General features: G+C 68.5%; 15 protein-coding genes. 4 read left to right on the top strand and 11 right to left on the bottom strand.

Translation table 11 applies throughout. From position 1 onward, the window contains the following. Positions 1 to 20: 20 nt before the first annotated feature. The 3 genes from CFB41_RS34755 to CFB41_RS34745 all read left to right on the top strand — a co-directional run bounded on the left by CFB41_RS34755 (position 21) and on the right by CFB41_RS34745 (position 4,090). Positions 21 to 1,907, top strand: a complete 1,887-nt coding sequence (locus CFB41_RS34755) for a cytochrome c biogenesis protein DipZ (protein WP_089459793.1) — start codon at positions 21 to 23, stop codon at positions 1,905 to 1,907. Positions 1,908 to 2,030: 123 nt separating this feature from the next. Beyond that, entirely contained in the window at positions 2,031 to 2,726 is a 696-nt protein-coding gene (msrA, locus tag CFB41_RS34750; RefSeq protein WP_089459792.1) for a peptide-methionine (S)-S-oxide reductase MsrA, read from the top strand. A gap of 248 nt (positions 2,727 to 2,974) precedes the next feature. Then, positions 2,975 to 4,090: an aromatic ring-hydroxylating dioxygenase subunit alpha gene (locus CFB41_RS34745; protein WP_089460121.1), complete on the top strand. Its 1,116-nt coding sequence runs from the start codon at positions 2,975 to 2,977 to the stop codon at positions 4,088 to 4,090. A gap of 34 nt (positions 4,091 to 4,124) precedes the next feature. Here CFB41_RS34745 and CFB41_RS34740 read toward each other — a convergent pair whose 3' ends face one another. The 8 genes from CFB41_RS34740 to CFB41_RS34705 all read right to left on the bottom strand — a co-directional run bounded on the left by CFB41_RS34740 (position 4,125) and on the right by CFB41_RS34705 (position 14,833). Continuing rightward, positions 4,125 to 4,514, bottom strand: a complete 390-nt coding sequence (locus CFB41_RS34740) for a cytidine deaminase (RefSeq protein WP_089459791.1) — start codon at positions 4,512 to 4,514, stop codon at positions 4,125 to 4,127. Between the two features lie 114 nt (positions 4,515 to 4,628). Then, positions 4,629 to 5,945, bottom strand: a complete 1,317-nt coding sequence (deoA, locus tag CFB41_RS34735) for a thymidine phosphorylase (protein WP_089459790.1) — start codon at positions 5,943 to 5,945, stop codon at positions 4,629 to 4,631. Between the two features lie 38 nt (positions 5,946 to 5,983). Further along, a complete protein-coding gene (locus CFB41_RS34730) occupies positions 5,984 to 7,258 on the bottom strand; it encodes a NupC/NupG family nucleoside CNT transporter (RefSeq protein ID WP_089443802.1) in 1,275 nt (424 codons plus the stop codon). 339 nt (positions 7,259 to 7,597) lie between these two features. Then, positions 7,598 to 9,055, bottom strand: coding sequence for a dihydropyrimidinase (gene hydA / locus CFB41_RS34725; protein ID WP_089459789.1), 1,458 nt, complete (start codon positions 9,053 to 9,055; stop codon positions 7,598 to 7,600). A 34-nt stretch (positions 9,056 to 9,089) separates the two neighbouring features. Continuing rightward, entirely contained in the window at positions 9,090 to 10,598 is a 1,509-nt protein-coding gene (locus CFB41_RS34720; RefSeq protein WP_089460120.1) for an NCS1 family nucleobase:cation symporter-1, read from the bottom strand. Positions 10,599 to 10,698: 100 nt separating this feature from the next. Further along, on the bottom strand, positions 10,699 to 12,015 hold the full coding sequence (gene preA / locus CFB41_RS34715) for an NAD-dependent dihydropyrimidine dehydrogenase subunit PreA (RefSeq protein ID WP_089459788.1): 1,317 nt from the start codon (positions 12,013 to 12,015) through the stop codon (positions 10,699 to 10,701). Positions 12,016 to 12,079: 64 nt separating this feature from the next. Then, the gene (locus CFB41_RS34710) at positions 12,080 to 13,417 is read right to left on the bottom strand and encodes an NAD(P)-dependent oxidoreductase (RefSeq protein WP_089459787.1); all 1,338 of its coding nucleotides are present in this window, start codon (positions 13,415 to 13,417) and stop codon (positions 12,080 to 12,082) included. Between the two features lie 135 nt (positions 13,418 to 13,552). Next, on the bottom strand, positions 13,553 to 14,833 hold the full coding sequence (locus tag CFB41_RS34705) for a Zn-dependent hydrolase (protein ID WP_089459786.1): 1,281 nt from the start codon (positions 14,831 to 14,833) through the stop codon (positions 13,553 to 13,555). 355 nt (positions 14,834 to 15,188) lie between these two features. Here CFB41_RS34705 and CFB41_RS34700 point away from each other — a divergent pair, with 355 nt between their 5' ends. Next, the gene (locus tag CFB41_RS34700) at positions 15,189 to 15,881 is read left to right on the top strand and encodes a TetR/AcrR family transcriptional regulator (RefSeq protein WP_089459785.1); all 693 of its coding nucleotides are present in this window, start codon (positions 15,189 to 15,191) and stop codon (positions 15,879 to 15,881) included. 113 nt (positions 15,882 to 15,994) lie between these two features. Here the strand turns inward: CFB41_RS34700 and CFB41_RS34695 are convergent, their stop codons facing one another. The 3 genes from CFB41_RS34695 to CFB41_RS34685 are packed head-to-tail and all read right to left on the bottom strand — an operon-like array spanning position 15,995 to position 19,661. Next, positions 15,995 to 17,185 (bottom strand): acetyl-CoA C-acetyltransferase, encoded by a 1,191-nt coding sequence (locus CFB41_RS34695; RefSeq protein WP_089443795.1) that lies wholly within the window; start codon positions 17,183 to 17,185, stop codon positions 15,995 to 15,997. 18 nt (positions 17,186 to 17,203) lie between these two features. Then, positions 17,204 to 17,971, bottom strand: a complete 768-nt coding sequence (locus CFB41_RS34690) for a 3-hydroxyacyl-CoA dehydrogenase (protein WP_089459784.1) — start codon at positions 17,969 to 17,971, stop codon at positions 17,204 to 17,206. A gap of 22 nt (positions 17,972 to 17,993) precedes the next feature. Beyond that, positions 17,994 to 19,661: an acyl-CoA synthetase gene (locus CFB41_RS34685; RefSeq protein ID WP_089459783.1), complete on the bottom strand. Its 1,668-nt coding sequence runs from the start codon at positions 19,659 to 19,661 to the stop codon at positions 17,994 to 17,996. Between the last annotated feature and the right edge of the window lie 122 nt (positions 19,662 to 19,783).

Raw genomic sequence — 19,783 nt, 5'->3', positions numbered from 1 at the left:
GACCGACTGGAGAACGCACCATGCTGCTCATCGTCCTTGCCTACCTCGGCGGCGTGCTCACGATCCTGAGCCCGTGCATCCTGCCCGTGCTGCCGTTCGTGTTCGCGCGCGCCGACCAGCCGTTCGTCCGCAGCGGCCTGCCGCTGCTGGTCGGCATGGCGCTCACGTTCGCCGTCGTCGCGACGCTCGCCGCCGTCGGCGGCGGCTGGGTCGCGCAGGCCAACCAGGCCGGCCGCTGGGTCGCGATCGTGCTGCTCGCGATCTTCGGCCTGACCCTGCTGATGCCGCGCCTCGCGGAGCACCTGACGCGTCCGCTCGTCGCTGCCGGCAACCGGCTCACCGGCTTCGCGCAACGCGACGGCCGCCCCGCCGGCCCCGCGTCGTCGCTGCTCCTCGGCGTCGCGACCGGCCTGCTGTGGGCGCCGTGCGCGGGCCCGATCCTCGGGCTCGTGCTGACCGGGGCCGCGCTGCGCGGCGCCAGCGTCGGCACGACGCTGCTGCTGGTCGCGTATGCGGCCGGCGCGGCGACGTCGCTCGGCGTCGCGCTCGTGATCGGCGGCAAGGTGTTCGCCGCGATGAAGCGCTCGCTCGGCGCCGGCGAATGGATCAAGCGCGGGATCGGCGTGGCGCTGCTGGCCGGCGTCGGCGCGATCGCGCTCGGCCTCGATACGGGTGCGCTCGCGCAGCTGTCGACCGTCACGACGGGCGGGCTCGAGACGAAGCTCGTCGACCGGCTCGGCGGGCGTTCGAATGGCGCACCGGGCGCACCGGCGGCGATGGCCGCCACCGGCAATGCCGCCGACAACACGAACGGCGGCGCGATGATGGCCGCGGCGGCCGATAGCGCGCACGTCGACGGCGGCGCCATGGCCGGCGGCGCGATGATCCGCACGGCGGATCCGGTATCCGCAATGCACGCACCCGCCGCACTGCCCGTCGAAGGCACGCTGCCGTCGCTCGACGGCGCGGTGCAGTGGCTGAACTCGCCGCCGCTGACGGCGGCCAGCCTGCGCGGCAAGGTCGTGCTGGTCGATTTCTGGACGTATTCGTGCATCAACTGCCTGCGCACACTGCCGTATACGACTGCCTGGGCGCGCAAGTACGCGCCGTACGGGCTCGTCGTGATCGGTGTGCACGCACCCGAGTTCGCGTTCGAGCGCGACATCGGCAACGTGAAGAAAGCCGTGCACGACCTCGGCATCGACTTCCCGGTCGCGATCGACAACCGCTTCACGATCTGGCGCGCGTTCAACAACGAATACTGGCCCGCACACTACTTCGTCGACGCGCAGGGGCGCGTGCGCCGCCACCACTTCGGCGAAGGCGAATACGCGGAATCGGAGCGCGCGATCCAGTCGCTGCTCGCCGAGGCCGGCCATCCGGAAGCACTGAACGTGCCGATCGGGCTCGCCGGTGCGCCCGCGAAGGGGGCGCTCGCCGCGGCCGACAGCGCGGACGTCCGCTCGCCCGAGACCTACGTCGGCTACGCACGCGCCGAGGCTTTCATGTCGCCGGGCGGGGTGGTGCGCGACGCGGCGTACCACTACGCCGAACCGGCCCGTCCCGACCTCAACGACTGGGGCCTCGCCGGCATGTGGCAGGTCGGCGCCGAACGCGCGACGCTCGCGGCGCCGGCCGGCCGCATCGTCTACCGCTTCCATGCCCGCGACCTGCACCTGGTGCTCGGCCCCGGCGAGGACGGCAAGCCGGTGCGCTTTCGCGTGACGCTCGACGGCGCGGCGCCCGGTGCCGCGCACGGCAGCGACGTCGATGCGCAAGGCTACGGCACCGTGACCGGGCAGCGCCTGTACCAGCTGGTCCGGCAGCCCGGCGCGATCGCCGACCGCACGTTCTCAATCGAGTTTCTCGATCCCGGCGTGAATGCGTATGCGTTCACGTTCGGCTGATCCCGGCAGGACGCGGCGCACCGGCGCCGCGTCCGGGCCACCCGCTTCCCACACCGCCTTTCGAAGGAGCACACCGTGAACATCCCCTCCTCCCGCAGCCCGGCACCGCAACGGCGCACGGCGATGCTGCGCCGCATCGGCGCCATCGCCGTCGCGGCCGCCGCCGTGTTCGGCTACCAGCGCATCGTCAATTCCGCCGAACCGATGCGCACCGTGCCCGCGCCGACGCTCGACGAAACACCCGGCGCCTCGCACGACGAGACGGCCGTGCTCGCCGGCGGCTGCTTCTGGGGCGTGCAGGGCGTGTTCGAGCACGTGAAGGGCGTGAAGCAGGTCACGGCCGGCTATGCGGGCGGCGCGTCCGAAACCGCGCACTACGCACTCGTCGGCTCGGGGCTGACCGGGCACGCGGAATCGGTTCGCATCGTCTACGACCCGACCCAGATCACGTACGGCCGGCTGCTGCAGGTGTTCTTCTCGGTCGCGCACGATCCGACCGAGCTCAACCGGCAGGGCCCCGACGAAGGGTCGCAGTACCGGTCGGCGATCTTTCCGACCACCGCGCAGCAACGCGCGGTCGCGACCGCGTACATCGCGCAGCTCGGCACCGCGCACGTGTTTCCGGCGCCCGTCGCCACGCGCGTCGAGGACTACAAGGGGTTCTATCCGGCCGAGGCGTATCACCAGAACTACCTCGAACTGCACCCCGACGCGCCGTACATCGCGTACAACGACATGCCGAAGATCACCGGGCTGAAGCAGCACTTCCCGGCGCTGTACCGCACAGACGCGGTGCTGTGGCGCGATGCGCGCTCGTGACCGGCAAGCGGCCGCGTGACGGGGTGACGGCGTGGTGCCTGCCGCGCGGCCCGGGCTCGTGCGGCCACCCCAACCCACGCACGCGCCGCCTTCGACCCGGTTTGCGCTGCATCAACGACACCGCGACCGCCGTGCCGGGGCAAACCCGCATCGCGTCCGCCGCGACCGGCAACTTCGCGTAGACTTCTCCAGATCCCCGCCGCATCATGCGGCGCCCGGAATCCCTGTTCAGCCTGGAGACGTCACGCATGCGCGCAGTGCCCATTCCTGACAGCGGCATCCTTGGAGAACCCTCTTCCGGCGCGGCCGTGCGCGACCTGCGCCGCGTGCCGATTCATCCCGATCACTGGTATCCGCTCGCGTGGTCGCGCGAGCTGAAACGCGGCAAGACGCTCGGCGTGCGCTTCGCCGGCGATCCGATCGTGCTCGTGCGCACCGAATCCGGCGCCGTGTATGCGCTCGAGGATCGTTGCGCGCACCGCCAGGTGCCGCTGCACGCGGGCGTCGTGAGCGGCGAGACACTGCGCTGCTGCTATCACGGCTGGACCTACGCGTGCGACAGCGGCCGCTGCGTCGACGTGCCGTACCTCGGCCGCGAGCGGCTGCCCAACGGCGTGCGCGCGTATCCGTGCCGCGAAGCGCACGGGCTGATCTTCGTGTTCCCGGGCGATGTGACGCTCGCCGATACCCGGTCGTTCCCCGCGCTCGAATCGGCGGACAACCGCGCATACAAGACGCGCCGCTTCGGCCGCGAGGTCAAGTGCCACTACTCGTTCATGCACGAGAACCTGATGGACATGAACCATCAGTTCCTGCATCGCAAGCAGATGGGGCAGATGCGCGCGCGCTCGGTGGGCCGGCGCCGCGGCGACGACTGGGTCGAGGTCGACTACACGTTCGCGCGGATGGAAGGCAAGCAGCCGGTGGGCGAAGCGCTCGTGTTCGGCGCCAGCAAGAAGCCCGCCGACCAGTCCGACAAGAGCGTGATGACGGTGCGCACCGGCTACCCGTACCAGACACTGCAGATCCGCTCGAGCGAAGGCACGCTCGTGATGGACCTGTGGATCGTCTACGTGCCGCTCGACGCCGAGCAGCGCACCAACCGCACGTTCGGACTGCTGTCGATCCACAAGCCCGGCATCCCGTTCGCGCTCGATCTCGCGTGGCCGCTGCTCGTCTGGTTCACCGAGCGCATCTTCCGCGAGGATCGCTGGATCGTCGAGCGCGAGCAGGAAGCGCACGACGCCCAGGGCGCCGACTGGAACCACGAGGTGTTTCCGGTCATCAACGAGCTGCGCGACCTGCTGCGCCAGTGCGGCGCACGCACGGTGATCCCGATCCGCGACGCGCGCGACGGTGCGTGATGCGGGCGGCGCGTGACTCGAGAAGTGCGCGCCGTTACAACCGGAACGCGCCCGGCAGCAATGCATGGGCCGTCGTGACCTCGACGGCCCCTTTCAGGTTGGCCAGGATCACTTCGATGTCGGGCGTGCCGATCTCGATGATCACCTGACGGCATGCGCCGCACGGCGCGATCGGGCCGTCCGTGTCGCCCACCACCGCGAGCCGCGTGAAATCCCCCGGACGATAACCGGCGGCGATGGCCGAAAACATCGCCGTGCGTTCCGCACAATTGCAGAGTCCGTAGGACGCGTTCTCGACATTGCAGCCGTGAAAAACCGTCCCGTCGCGCGCCTGCAGCGCCGCGCCGACCTTGAAGCGCGAATACGGCGCATACGCGCGTTCGCGCGCCGCCGTCGCCGCGTCGATCAGTTCGTTTCGTTCCATCTCGTCATACCCTCGATTGTGTGCGGGGAGGTATCGGCGCGACCAAGCCACGACCGTCGCGATACACCCGTGACGTGAAGTGAAGTGATCGCCTGTGCCCGTACCTGCGATTGGTCAGCCGATCTGCTGATAAATGGTCGGCGGCGCATCACCGGTTTCGCCCAGCACGTAGCTGCGCTGGAGCGCGTCCACCGCGTGCGCGGCGGCTGCGGCGTCGCGGGCATGCACGTAGCCGAGCGGCTCGCCGGCCTCGACACGCTGCCCGATCTCCGCGAGCGCCGTCAGGCCGACACTGTAGTCGATCGCGTCCGCCGCGCGCGTGCGGCCGCCGCCGAGCGCGACGACCGCGAGCCCGAGCGCGCGGCAATCGACGCGCTGCACCACGCCGCTCGTGCGCGCCGGAACCGGCACGATCGCCTCCGCCCGCGCGAGATGACGGGCGGGCGCATCGATCAGATCCGCAGGGCCGCCGAGCGCCGTGACCATCCTCGCGAAGCGTTCCGCTGCCGCACCTGAATCGAGCGCCTGCTGCAACTTCGCGCGCGCTTCTGCGACGTCGCGTGCCAGCCCGCCGGTGACGAGCAGCTCAGCGGAAAGCGCCATCGTGACCTCATGCAGGCGCGCCGGGCGCGACTTGCCCGTCAAATAGTCGATCGCGCACACCACTTCGAGTGCATTGCCCGCGCACGGCGCGAGCGACTGGTTCATGTCGGTGAGGATCGCGGTCGTCTTCATCCCGGCGCCGTTGCCGACGTCGACGATGCTGCGCGCCAGCTCCGCCGATTTCTCGGCGGTCGGCATGAAGGCGCCGGAGCCGACCTTGACGTCCATCACGAGCCCGTCGAGCCCGGCCGCGAGCTTCTTCGACAGGATCGACGCGGTGATCATCGCGACCGACTCGACGGTCGCCGTCACGTCGCGAATCGCATAGATGCGCATGTCGGCCGGCGCGAGCCGCGCGGTCTGCCCGATGATCGCGACGCCGACGTCGCGCACCGTGCGGCGAAACGCGTCCGTGTCGGGCGCCACGTTGTAGCCGGGAATCGCGCTCAGCTTGTCGAGCGTGCCGCCGGTGTGGCCGAGCCCGCGCCCCGAGATCATCGGCACGTAGCCGCCGCACGCGGCCACCATCGGCCCGAGCATCAGCGACACGACATCGCCGACGCCGCCGGTCGAATGCTTGTCGATCACCGGCCCGTCGAGATCCAGCGCGCGCCAGTCGAGCACGTCGCCCGAGTCGCGCTGCGCGAGCGTCAGCGCGACGCGCTCGTCGGTGCTCAGGTCGTTGAAATACACGGCCATCGCGAACGCGGCCACCTGGCCCTCGGTCACGCTGCCGTCGGTCACGCCGCGCACGAACGCCGCGATCCCATCACGATCGAGCGGTTGCCCGTCGCGCTTCCGGCGAATGAATTCCTGCGGTAAGAACATCGTTGCCTCTCCTCGATCAATCGATGGCCGCTGCGGGCTCAATGCAGGGAAAAGAACAGGCCCGCGATCGCGGCGCTCATCAGGTTCGACAGCGTCGCGGCCGTCAATGCGCGCAGGCCGTGCCGCGCGACTTCCGAGCGGCGCTCGGGCGCGACCGCGCTGAAGCCGCCCGCGAGAATCGCGATCGACGAGAAGTTCGCGAAACCGCACAGCGCGAACGACACGATCGCCAGCGTCTTCGGGTCGAGCACCTGCAGGCCGGCGGCCGCGACGTGCTCGCCGCCTTTCAGGTACGGCGACAGGTCGCCATACGCGACGAACTCGTTGAAGATCAGTTTCTCGCCGATGAAGTTGCCGGCCAGCGCCGCGTCGTGCCACGGCACGCCGATGATCCACGCGAGCGGCGCGAACAGGTGGCCGATGATACCCACCAGCGTGATCTGCGGAAAGCCCACGAACGCGGCCACGCCGCCGACGATCAGGTTCATCAGCGCGATGAGGCCGACGAACGCGATCAGCATCGCGCCGACGTTGATCGCGATCCGCAGCCCGACCGACGCGCCGGACGCCGCCGCCTCGATCACGTTGGCGGCCCGCTTGTCGTCGAAGTCGAGCCCGTCGACCACGACGCGGCTCGGCTCGACCGTCGGATACAGCAGCTTGCCGAACAGCAGCCCGCCCGGCACCGCCATGAACGACGCGGCGAGCAGGTATTCCATCCGCACGCCGAGGCCGGCGTAGCCGACCAGCACCGAACCCGCGACCGACGCCATGCCGCTCGCCATCACCGTGAAGATCTCGGCGCTCGTCATGTTCCGCACGAACGGCTTCACGAGCGCAGGCATCTCGCTTTGCCCGAGAAAGATCGTCGCCACCGCCGAGCACGCCTCGATGCGGCTCACGCCGAGCACTTTCGCGAGCGCCGCGCCGAGGATCGCGACGATCCACTTCATCACGCCGATGTAGTACAGCACCGCGATCAGCGCGGTCACGAAGATGATCATCGGCAGCACGCGCAGGCCGAACACGAACCCGCCGTCGCCGAACAGCTGGAACATCCGGCTGTCGACGAGCCCACCGAACACGAATGCGATGCCGTGATTGCCCATGTCGAGCACGCGATTGACGCCGTTCGCGGCGCCCGCCAGCACCGCACGGCCCACCGGCACGAACAGCACCAGTGCACCGATCGCCAGCTGCGTGCACAGCGCCGCGATCAGGGTCCGGCCGCTCACCGCGCGCCGGTTGTTCGACAGCAGATAGGCCACCAGCAGCAGGAACAGCATACCCAGGAGACTGCGCAGAATATCCACCTCGTACTCCTTGCTCTCAATGTTGTTGGATTGTTCGGCGGGCGGCCCGGCACGCCTGCGCAACGCCGTCGGTGGATATTACTCGCGGGCATGCACGTCGACAACGCAAACAAAATGGTCGCATTTGCGCCACGTCGCGTGTTGCATCGACTTGCTCAGTTGTTCTATGTACCTGGAGATCGGAAAGGCGCGATCAACGCTCCATTCGTCCCAAATATTGAGCGCATTGGCGTGATACGGGGAGGCGGCATGAGCGGTGCCGTCACGAACGGAGACGCACGCTCAAACTTGCGCGGGGCGTGTCGTTCCAACCGACACGCCCCGCGCGACACGCAACGCTCAGCCGGCGCGCTCGACCGGATGCGGCTCGCGCAACCGGTTCGCGATCCGCGCGGCCTCGTAGTAACTGGCCGCCGGCGGGCGCTTCAGGTAGCGGCCCGCGCCTCGCACGGCACGCAGATCGCCGTCGGCCCACGCGAGCGCGCCGCGCGTGAGCGTGTGCGTCGCAACGCCCTGCACCGTCATCCCCTCGAACACGTTGAAGTCGACCTGCTGATGATGGGTCTTCACCGAGATCGTCTTCGTCGCGGCCGGGTCCCATACGACGAGATCGGCATCGGCGCCCACCTGCACCGCGCCCTTGCGCGGATACAGGTTGAAGATCTGCGCGGCGTTCGTCGACGTGATCCGCACGAACTCGTTCGGCGTGATGCGGCCATGATTCACGCCGTGATGCCACAGCACCGACATGCGATCCTCGACACCGCCGCAGCCGTTCGGGATCTTCGTGAAATCGTCGCGGCCCATCGCCTTCTGCGATGCGCAGAACACGCAATGGTCGGTTGCGGTCGTATGCAGCTGCCCCGCCTGCAGCCCACGCCACAATGCCTCGCGATGCTCGGCCGAGCGGAACGGCGGGCTCATCACGTGCGCGGCCGCACGCGTCCAGTCCGGATCGCGATAGACGGCCTCGTCGATCACCAGGTGGCCCGGCAGCACCTCGCCGAACACGCGCAGCCCTTCGCTGCGCGCTTTGGTGATCGCATCGACCGCGTCCTTCGCGGACACATGCACGATATACACCGGCACGCCCAGCACCTGCGCGATGCGGATCGCGCGGTTCGCGGCTTCGCCCTCGACCTCCGGCGGCCGCGACAACGGATGCGCCTCCGGCCCCGTCATCCCGCGTGCGAGCAGCGCCTTCTGCAACTGGAACACGAGCTCGCCGTTTTCCGCGTGCACGGTCGGCAACGCGCCGAGTTCGAGCGCACGCGAGAAGCTGTTCACGAGCACCTCGTCGTCGGCCATGATCGCGTTCTTGTACGCCATGAAGTGCTTGAAGCTCGACACGCCGTGCTCGCGCACGAGCGTGCCCATGTCGCGATGCACACTCTCGTCCCACCACGTCACGGCCACGTGGAAGCCGTAGTCGGCCGCCGCCTTCTCGGCCCAGCCGCGCCAGGCATGGAACGCATCCATCAGCGGCTGCTTCGGGCTCGGGATCACGAAGTCGATGATGCTCGTCGTGCCGCCCGCGAGCCCGGCGGCCGTGCCCGAGTAGAAATCGTCGCTCGCGGTCGTGCCCATGAACGGCAGTTCCATGTGCGTATGCGGATCGATGCCGCCCGGCATCACGTACTGGCCGTGCGCATCGACGACGGTCGCGCCGGCCGGTGCGTCGATCTGCTCGGCGATCTGCAGGATCGTGCCGCCGTCCACCGGGGCTGCGCAGAGCAGGTCTGCGCGGTAGGAACGGTCCGCATCGACCACGGTGCCGCCACGAATCAGGATTGCCATGGGTTTGCCTCCTCGTTGACTGTCGGGTGCCGCATCAGGCGCGCGCGATCTGCGCGTGCTGTCCGGCGCGCCATTTCATCCAGGTGCCGTACACGCACGACGCCAGCACGAGGCCGACGAACCACGCGTACGTGTAAAGCGTGTTGAAGAAAGCCGGCACGTTCGGAAACGACGCCGGAAAGGCCGTATGCAGGAAGCCGGGCAGGTTCGGCAGCACGCCGACCGCGAGCGCGGCCAGCGCGGCCGGGTTCCAGCCGCGCGCGTAGCTGAAGCCGCCGCGCTCGTCGAACAGTTCGCGCGTGTCGAGCCGCGTGCCGCGAATCAGGAAGTAGTCGACCATCAAAATCCCCGCCACCGGCCCGAGCAGCGCCGAATAGCCGACGAGCCAGGTGAAGATGTAGCCGTCCGTCGTCGCGAGGATCTTCCACGGCATCATCACGATCGCGATCGTCGCGGTGATCATCCCGCCCGTGCGGTACGAGATCGCCTTCGGCCACAGGCTCGAGAAGTCGTAGGCCGGGCCGACGAGATTCGCGGCGAGGTTGCAGCACATCGTGTCGAGCGTGAGGATCACGAGCGCGATGCCCACGCCGATGCCCGTCATCCGGCTCGTCAGGTCGATCGGATCCCAGATCGCGTTGCCGTAGATCACGACGGTCGCCGACGTCACGACGACCGACACCACCGACAGCAGTGCCATCGGCAACGGCAGCCCGATCGACTGCCCGATCATCTGGTCGCGCTGCGAATGCGCGAAGCGCGTGAAGTCGGGAATGTTCAGCGCGAGTGTCGCCCAGAAGCCGACCATCGCGGTCAGCCCCGGCCAGAAGGTCGCCCAGAACAGCCCGGCCTTCTTGCCGCCCGCCGCGAACTGCGACGGCGCCGACAGCATCGTGCCGAAGCCGCCCGCCTTCGACGTCGCCCACCACACGAGCGCCACGCACATCACGACCTTGATCGGCGCGGACCAGCTCTCGAGCCAGCGGATCGAATCGGTGCCGTGCCAGATGAAGTAGAGCTGCAGCGCCCAGAACACGAGGAAGCACGCGAGCTGCCCGAACCCGATGCCGATGACCGGCAGCGCCGTGCCGTGCAGTGCATTGCCGGTCAGGATGTTCAGCAGCGTATAGATCGCGCTGCCGCCGAGCCAGGTCTGGATCCCGTACCAGCCGCACGCGACGATCGCCCGCAGCAGCGCCGGCAGCTTCGCGCCCTGCGTGCCGAACGACGCGCGCACGAGCACCGCGTAAGGAATCCCGTGCTTCGCGCCCGCATGGCCGATCAGCAGCATCGGCACGAGCACGATCAGGTTGCCGAGCAGCACGGTCATCACCGCCTGCCACGGCGACATGCCTTCCTGGATCAACCCGGCCGCCAGCATGTACGACGCGATGTTCATCACCATCCCGACCCACAGCGCCGCGAAGTGATACCACTTCCACGTGCGCTGCGCCGGCGTCGTCGGCGCGAGGTCGTCGTTGTACAGGCTGCCGCCCTGCGCCGCGGCGCTGTCGGGATCGGCGGGATTCGCTGCGTGATTCATCGAACGCACTCCACTAAAACATCAGCGCCGGCATCGTCCGATGCCGGCCCGGGTGGAACGAAAGGCGGCGATGCAGGATGACCTGCGTCGCCGGACGCCGTCAAGCAGCCTTCTTCGCGTGCTTCTCGGGGGCCGACGCGCCTGCACTCGCCCCCGCGTCCGCGCTCGCCGGATTGTTCGGATGCGTGGTCCAGTTCGCGTAGTCACCCGAATCGACCCGCTCCATCGTGATGCATTGCTCGACCGGACACACATGCATGCAAAGATTGCACCCGACGCATTCCGAATCGACCACTTCGAAGTGGCGCACGCCATCCTTCGTCGCGGTGATCGCCTGGTGCGACGTGTCCTCGCACGCGATATGGCACAGCCCGCACTGGATGCAGCGGTCCTGGTCGATGCGCGCCTTGATGTCATACTTCAGGTTCAGGTATTTCCAGTCGGTCACGTTCGGCACCGCGCGGCCGCGGATGTCGTCGAGCGTCGCGTAGCCCTTCTCGTCCATCCAGTTCGACAATCCGTCGGCCAGGTCCGACACGATCCGGAATCCGTAATGCATCGCGGCGGTGCACACCTGCACGCTGCCGGCGCCGAGCACCATGAACTCCGCCGCGTCGCGCCATGACGAGATGCCGCCGATGCCCGAGATCGGCAGGTTCGGCGTTTCCGGGTCGCGCGCGATCTCCGCGACCATGTTCAATGCGATCGGCTTGACCGCCGGGCCGCAATAGCCGCCGTGCGTGCCCTTGCCGTCGACCGTCGGCATCGGCGCCATATGGTCGAGATCGACCGCGACGATCGAGTTGATCGTGTTGATCAGCGACACGCCGTCCGCGCCGCCCTTGTACGCGGCGCGCGATCCCATCCGGATGTCGCTGATGTTCGGCGTGAGCTTCACGAGGCACGGCAGCTTCGTGCCCTCCTTCACCCAGCGCGTGACCATCTCCACATATTCGGGGACCTGCCCGACCGCCGCGCCCATCCCGCGCTCGCTCATCCCGTGCGGACAGCCGAAGTTCAGCTCGACCGCGTCGGCGCCCGTGTCCTCGACGAGCGGCAGGATCCATTTCCAGTCGCGCTCGTTGCACGGCACCATCAGCGACACGATCAGCGCGCGGTCCGGCCAGTCGCGCTTCACCTGCGCGATCTCTCTCAGGTTCACGTCGAGCGGACGGTCGGTGATCAGCTCGATGTTGTTCAGCCCCGCGATGCGCTGGCCGTTCCACTGCACCGCGCCATAGCGCGAACTGACGTTGACGACGTGCGGATCGAGCCCGAGCGTCTTCCACACGACGCCGCCCCAGCCCGCCTCGAACGCGCGGTTCACGTTGTAGGCCTTGTCGGTCGGCGGCGCGGACGCCAGCCAGAAGGGGTTCGGCGAAGTGATGCCCGCGATGGTGCAGCGAAGGTCGGCCATGGTCGGCTCCGTGAGAGTGGGGTCGTGTTGGTTGTGCTCGTGGTGGGTAACGCGCGTGGTGCGCTCACGCGGCCTTCGCGTCGCGCTGCGCGAGCGTCGCGTCGATCGACGCCGCCGCGCGCTTGCCGTCCTGCACGGCCTGCACCGTGAGGTCGACGCCGCCCGTCGCCGCGCAATCGCCGCCGGCCCACACGTCGGGCCATGCGGTGCGCCCGTCGGCGTCCACCGCGATGCGCGCGCCGTCCGCCGTCAGCAGCGCGGCGTCGATGGCGTCCGGCACCAGCGTCTGGCCGATCGCCTTCAGCACCATGTCCGCCTCGACGGTGAAGCGCTCGCCCGATGCCGCCTCGAACTCGACACCCGTCACCTGCCCGTTCTCCCCCGCCATGCGCACCGGCTTCGCGTGCGTGACGAGCGTGACGCCGCTCTTCTGCGCGAACTCGCGCTCGGCCCACGTCGCGCTCATCGCCTCCACGCCGCGCCGGTACACCATCGTCACGCGCTCGGCGCCGAGCTTGCGGCTCTGCACCGCCGCATCGATGGCCGTATTGCCGCCACCGATCACGACCACGCGCCGCCCGACCGGCACGTTCTCCAGCGCATCGGCCTGCCGCACCTGCTCGATGAAATCGACCGCGTTCATCACGCCGTTCAGTTGCTCGCCGTCGATCGACAGCGCACGCACGCCGCCGAGCCCCATCGCGAGAAACACCGCGTCGTGCTGCTCGCGCAGCGCGTCGAGCGTGATGTCGCGGCCCAGCGCGACGCCGGTTTGCAACGTGATGCCGCCCACCGACAGCAGCCACTCGACTTCACGCTGCGCGAAATCGTCGACGGTCTTGTACGCGGCGATCCCGTATTCGTTGAGGCCGCCGGCCTTCGGGCGCGCGTCGAACAGCGTGACACGGTGCCCGGCAATCGCGAGCCGGTGCGCACACGCGAGTCCGGCCGGCCCCGCGCCGACCACCGCGACCTGGCGGCCCGTGTCCGGTGCGCGCGTGAAGCGCACCGCGCCGGTCTCCATCGCCCAGTCGGTGGCATGCCGCTGCAGCGCGCCGATCGCGACGGGCTGCGCATCCTGATGGTTGCGCACGCATGCGCCTTCGCACAGGATCTCGGTCGGACACACGCGCGCGCACATCCCGCCGAGCGGATTCGCCGACAGGATGTCGGTCGCAGCGCCCTTCAGGTTGCCGTTGCCGATCTTGCGGATGAAGCTCGGGATGTCGATCTGCGTCGGGCAGGCTTGCACGCACGGCGCGTCGTAGCAGTAGTGGCAGCGGCTGGCGGCGGCCGCCGCGGCAGTCGGATCGAGCAGCGGCGCGATGTCGGCGAATTCGCACGAGAGTTGCGTGGACGACAGGCGATGCGCGGCGATATCGCCGGTTGGCTGGGTGGTCATACGCGTTCCTTCGACTGGGTGGAGACAAAGCCGTCCCCGCCGGCTGCGAATGCACAGTCGGGGCGGTCGTTGTTAGGAATGCTACGGTCAGGCTGTCAGGCGTCGAGCAGCCTGCCGGTTGCTACGGCCCTGGCGTCATGAAACCGGCTCGCATGCGCGCGACAACATCGCGTGCAGCAGCACGTTCGCGCCGGCCTCGATCCAGGCAGGCGTCGCGTCCTCGATCTCGTTGTGGCTGATGCCGTCGACACACGGCACGAACACCATCGACGTCGGCGCGACCTGCGCGAGGTAGCACGCGTCGTGGCCCGCACCCGACACGATGTCGCGATGCGAGAAGCCGAAGCGGTCGGCCGCACTGCGCACCGCTTCCACGCAGGCCGCGTCGAACGCGACCGGCTTGTAATAGAAGATCTGCTCAAGCTGGGTTTCGAGCCCGATCTCGCCCGCGATGCGCGCCACACCTTCGCGCAGTGCAGCATCCATCTTCGCGAGCACCGCGTCGTCCGGATGTCGGAAATCGACGGTGAAGAACACGCGGCCCGGAATCACGTTGCGCGAGTTCGGGTAGACCTGCATCATGCCGACCGTCGCGCAGCCGAACGGCGCATGATCGAGGCCGATCCGGTTGACGAGATCGACCACGCGCGACGCGCCGAGCAGCGCATCGCGGCGGCGCGGCATCGGCGTCGGCCCCGCATGCGCCTCCTGGCCGGTGAACGTGATCTCGTACCAGCGCTGCCCCTGCGCGTCGGTCACGACGCCGATCGTCTTGCATTCCGCTTCGAGAATCGGCCCCTGCTCGATATGCAGTTCGAACGCCGCGTGCAGCTTGCGTCCGCCGCACGGCACGTCGCCCGCGTAGCCGATCCGCGCCAGTTCCTCGCCGATCGTCTTGCCGTCCACGTCCTTGCGCGACAGCCCGTATTCGAGCGAAAACACCCCCGCGAACACGCCCGACGCCACCATCGCCGGCGCGAAGCGCGAGCCTTCCTCGTTGGTCCAGATCACGACCTCGACCGGATGCTCGGTCTCGATGCCATGATCGTTGAGACTGCGAATCACCTCGAGGCCGCCGAGCACGCCGTAGATGCCGTCGAAGCGGCCGCCGGTCGGCTGCGAATCCGCGTGCGAGCCCGTGACGACCGGTGCCGCATCGGCCACGCGGCCCGCGCGGCGCATGAACACGTTGCCCATCGTATCGACCGTCACCGTGCAGCCGGCCGCCTTCGCCCAGCCGACGATCAGGTCGCGGCCGGCCTTGTCGAGATCGGTCAGCGCGAGGCGGCACACGCCGCCCTTCGGCGTCGCTCCGATCTTCGCGACTTCCATCAGGCTGTCCCACAACCGCTTGCCGTCGACCTTGATCGACGTGTCGAAAGCTGCCCGCTTCACTGTTTCCGATACCGCGTTCATTCGTATCGCTCCTGTGGGGTCGGTGATGTCGTCAGCCCGGTCTGTGCCGGTGCGTGTCATGCCTGTTTCGGGGCAACGCCGCCCAAGCGCGGTGCATGCCCCGGTCTTCGCGAAGATCGTCCGACGAATCGGGCCGAACGGTTTCTGCCGCTCGTCGAATCCTGTCCGATTGGACAGGTTTTAGACGATCAAAATGACCAAATCAATCTCTTTCTTGCGTGAATGAATGGAGCGAGAAACGTGCCACCGCAACGCAGCATGGCGATGACTACGCGAGATCGGTACGCGTGCGTTCGATGCGAATCAGCGGCTAGAATGAAGCCCAACGCGGCACCCCCGCCGCGCGAGGGCAACGATGAGACATGACGAGGCGGCAACCGCAGCCACCGACAGCGACGAAACGCCCGCGCCTTTGCGGCGACGCAAGGCGCACATCCGCGAGTCCAACGAAGCGCATCTGCTGGCCTGCGCGGAGGCCGTGTTCGCGGAGCGCGGGCTCGACGGCGCGAGCACCGCGATGATCGCGGAGCGCGCCGGCCTGCCGAAAGCCAACCTGCATTACTACTTCCCGACGAAGCTTGCGCTGTACCGCCGCGTGCTCGACGACCTGTTCGAGGACTGGCATCGCGCGGCCGGGACGTTCGAGGCCGACGACGATCCGGTGGTAGCGATCAGCGGCTACGTGCGCGCGAAGATGGCGCTGTCGCGGCGGCGCCCGCTCGGCTCGAAGGTCTGGGCCAACGAGATCATCCACGGTGCGGAGCACATGCAGGACATCCTGTCGGAACGCGTGAAGCCGTGGTTCGATACGCGCGTGAAGGTCATCGACGGCTGGATCGCGCGCGGGCTGCTCGCGCCGATCGACGCGCATGCGCTGATGTACCTGATCTGGGCCACCACGCAGCACTACGCCGATTTCGATGCGCAGATCCGCGCGCTGAGCGGCAAGCGCACGTTCACGCAGAAGGCGTACGACGAGAAGACCGAACAGGTCGTGCAGCTCGTGATTCGCGCATGCGGAGCGGTGTCGCCGGAGGCGAAGGCGTAGCGCGGCAACGCGATCCGCCGAAAACAAAACGGGTATCGCACAGGTGTTTCCCGTGCGATACCCGTCGGCCGTGTCGCCGCATGCGGACGACGCGTGGTGCGCTGCGCGATACGTTACACGACGCGCTCGATCGCGATCGCCGTCGCCTCGCCGCCGCCGATGCACAGCGACGCGACGCCGCGCTTCATCCCGTACGTTTCAAGCGCGGCCAGCAGCGTCACCATCACGCGCGCGCCCGATGCCCCGATCGGATGCCCGAGCGCACACGCGCCGCCGTGCACGTTGACCTTCTCGTGCGGCAGGTCGAGGTCGCGCATCGCGGCCATCGGCACCACTGCGAACGCTTCGTTGATCTCGAACAGGTCGACGTCGCGCAGGTTCCAGCCGGTTTTCTCCGACAGCTTGCGCAGCGCGCCGATCGGCGCGGTCGCGAACAGGCCCGGCTTGTCCGCGTAGGTCGAATGCCCGACGATCACGGCCTTCGGCGTGAGGCCGAGGCGCTCGGCTTCCGAGCGGCGCATCATCACGAGCGCGGCCGCGCCGTCCGAGATCGACGACGCATTCGCGGCCGTCACCGTGCCGCCATCGCGGAACGCCGGCTTCAGCGTCGGGATCTTGTCGAGCTTCGCCTTGCCCGGCTGTTCGTCGATCGACACGACCGTTTCGGTCTTGCCGGCCTTCACGGTCACCGGCGTGATTTCCGACACGAAGTGCCCGTCGGCGATCGCCCGTTGCGCGCGCGTCAGCGATGCGATCGCGAACGCATCCTGCGCCTCGCGCGTGAACTGGTACGCCTGCGCGCAATCCTCGGCGAACGTGCCCATCAGGCGGCCCTTCTCGTACGCGTCCTCGAGCCCGTCGAGGAACATGTGATCGAGTACCTGCCCGTGACCCATGCGCATCCCCGCGCGCGCCTTCGGCAGCAGGTACGGCGCATTCGTCATGCTCTCCATCCCGCCCGCGACGGCCACGGCTGCCGAGCCCGCCAGCAGCAGGTCATGCGCGAACATCGCGGCCTTCATCCCCGAGCCGCACATCTTGTTGACCGTGGTCGCACCCGCCGCGAGCGGCAGCCCGGCCTTCAGCGCGGCCTGCCGCGCCGGCGCCTGGCCCTGGCCCGCCGGCAACACGCAGCCGAACACGATTTCATCGATGCGCTCGGCCGGCACGTTCGCGCGCTCGAGCGCCGCGCGAATCGCTACCGCGCCAAGGTCGCTCGCGCTGGCGGCCGCCAGGTCGCCCTGGAAACCACCCATCGGCGTACGCGCCATACCCACGATTACGATCGGATCCTGAGTCGTCATGATTCGCTTCCTCCAGTGTCAGCGCGGTGCCATGCGCAACGCGCCATCGAGACGGATGACTTCGCCGTTCAGCATCGTGTTCTCGGCGATGTGGCGCACCAGCGCCGCAAATTCTTCCGGGCGGCCAAGCCGCGGCGGGAACGGTACGCTCTTGCCGAGCGCATCCTGCACGTCCTGCGGCATGCCGGCCATCATCGGCGTCGCGAAGATGCCCGGCGCGACCGTCACGACGCGAATGCCGAACTGCGCGAGTTCGCGCGCGATCGGCAGCGTCATGCCGACCACACCGCTCTTCGACGCCGCATACGCGGCCTGCCCGATCTGCCCGTCGAACGCCGCGACCGACGCGGTGTTGACGATCACGCCGCGTTCGCCTTCGGCATTGGGCTCCTGCTTCGACATCGCGTCGGCGGCCAGCCGGATCATGTTGAACGTGCCGACCAGATTGATCGACACCGCGCGTGCGAAGCGGTCGAGCGAATGCGGACCCTCGCGGCCCACCACCTTCTCGCCCGGTGCGACGCCCGCGCAGTTGACGAGCGCGTCGATGCGGCCGAACGCATCACGCGCGGCGGCGACGGCCGCCTGGCCGTCGGCTTCGCTCGTCACGTCGGTCTTCACGAAGCGTGCGGCCGCGCCAAGCTCGTGCGCGAGACCCGCGCCGGCCTCTTCGTTGACATCCAGCAGCACGGCCTTGCCGCCTTCCGCGACCACCATGCGCGCCACCGCGGCGCCGAGACCGGAACCGGCGCCCGTGATCAGAAAAACGCGATCCTTGATATCCATTCGCAGTCCGTACAGGTTGTGTTCAGGGTTGAGCGGCTTTCTCGGCTTCCATCTTGCGCAATACGAAGCGCTGGATCTTGCCGCTCGGGGTTTTAGGCAGCGCGTCGACGAAGTCGATCGCGCGCGGATAGGCGTGAGCGGACAGCCGCCGCTTCACGTGCAGGCTCAGTTCGTCGGCCAGCGCCGGCGTGCCGTCATAGCCTTTCGACAGCACGACGAACGCCTTGACGATCTCCGTGCGCTCCGCGTCGGGCACGCCGATGACGGCGGCCTCGCTCACGGCCGGATGCTCGATCAGCGCGCTTTCCACGTCGAACGGGCCGATCCGGTAGCCGGACGACGTGATCACGTCGTCCGCGCGGCCGATGAAGCTCACGGTGCCATCCGGCTCCAGCTCGAGGTTGTCGCCGGTCCGGTAATAGCCGCCCGCGATCGCCGGCGTGTCCTGCTGCCAGTAGCCGTGGAACCACAGCAGCGGCGAGCGTGCGATGTCGATCGCGAGGTTGCCCGGCTCGCCGGGGCCGAGCTCGCGGCTCGCGTCGTCGAGCACCGCGACGCGGTAGCCGGGCATCGCCAAGCCGGCCGACCCGGCGTGGACCGCATGCGCGAGGCCGTGGTGGTTGTTCACGACCATCCCGAGTTCGGTCTGGCCGTAGTGATCGTAGATCGGCGCGCCGAGCGCCGCGTCGAACCAGCGCACGACTTCCGGATTCAACGGTTCGCCCGCGCTGCTGACCACGCGCAGCTTGCCCTTCAGCCGCGCCGCCGCGTCCGTGCCGGCCGCCATCAGCATCCGGTAGGCCGTCGGCGAGCCGGCGAGGCTTGTAATCCCGAGCCGTTCGATCAGGTCGTACGTGCTGTCGACCGTGAAGCTGCCTTCGTAGAGCGTCGTCGCGTGGCCCAGCAGCAGCGGGCCCGTGATCGCGTAATAGAGGCCGTATGCCCAGCCCGGATCGGCGATGTTCCAGAACCGGTCGCCGGCACGCAGGTCCACCGCGTCGCGCATGTATGCGCCGAACGCGAGCAGCGCACGCAGCGGCACCGGCACGCCCTTCGGCAAGCCCGTCGTGCCCGACGTCGACATCATCATGAACAGGTCCGTGCCCTTGCGCAGCACCGGCTCGAACGCGTCGGACTGCGCATCGAGCGCCGCGCGGAAATCGATGTCGCTTTCCGCCAGCGCTTCACCCGGCTCGCGCACCGTCGCAATGGGCGGGCAACCGGCGATCTCGTCGAGCTTCGCGCGATTCGCGACGTTGGTCACGACCAGGCGTGCATCGCTCATGCGCAGCCGGTGGTCGATCGCTTTCGGGCCGAATGCGGTGAACAGCGGCTGGTAGACGGCGCCCGCGCGCCACGTGCCGAGGATCGTCGCGACGAGTTCGGGCGTGCGCGGCAACAGTCCCGCCACCACGTCGCCCGGCTTCACGCCCTGCGCGACCAGCAGGTTCGCGACGCGGGCCGACAGCGCCTTCATCTGCGCAAACGTGTAGCGATGGTGCTGGCCGCCGGCGTCGATCCAGTCGAGCGCGATCGCGTCCGCCGATGCGTGCCGGTCGCAGCATTCCACGCACGCGTTCAGGCCGCGCTCCAGGTCGCCGTGCAGTTGCTGCGCGGCGGTCTCGATACTGAACCGGGCCACGGCGTCGGCGTAGGCCGGCACCGCGCGGGCGGTAGCTCCATCAGACATGCGTGTCTCCTGTGCGTTATGGCCGCCGGCGAGCCAGAGGCGCGTCGGGGATAGTTCGATAGTAGACAGCCCGTACATTGCAATCAATGACAAACCGAATCTAGAATCGTGATCGCTTTTGC

Origin of the sequence: Burkholderia sp. AU33803 (genome assembly GCF_002223095.1) — a bacterium.
GTDB lineage: Bacteria > Pseudomonadota > Gammaproteobacteria > Burkholderiales > Burkholderiaceae > Burkholderia.
This window is presented reverse-complemented; position numbering and strand designations above follow the sequence as displayed.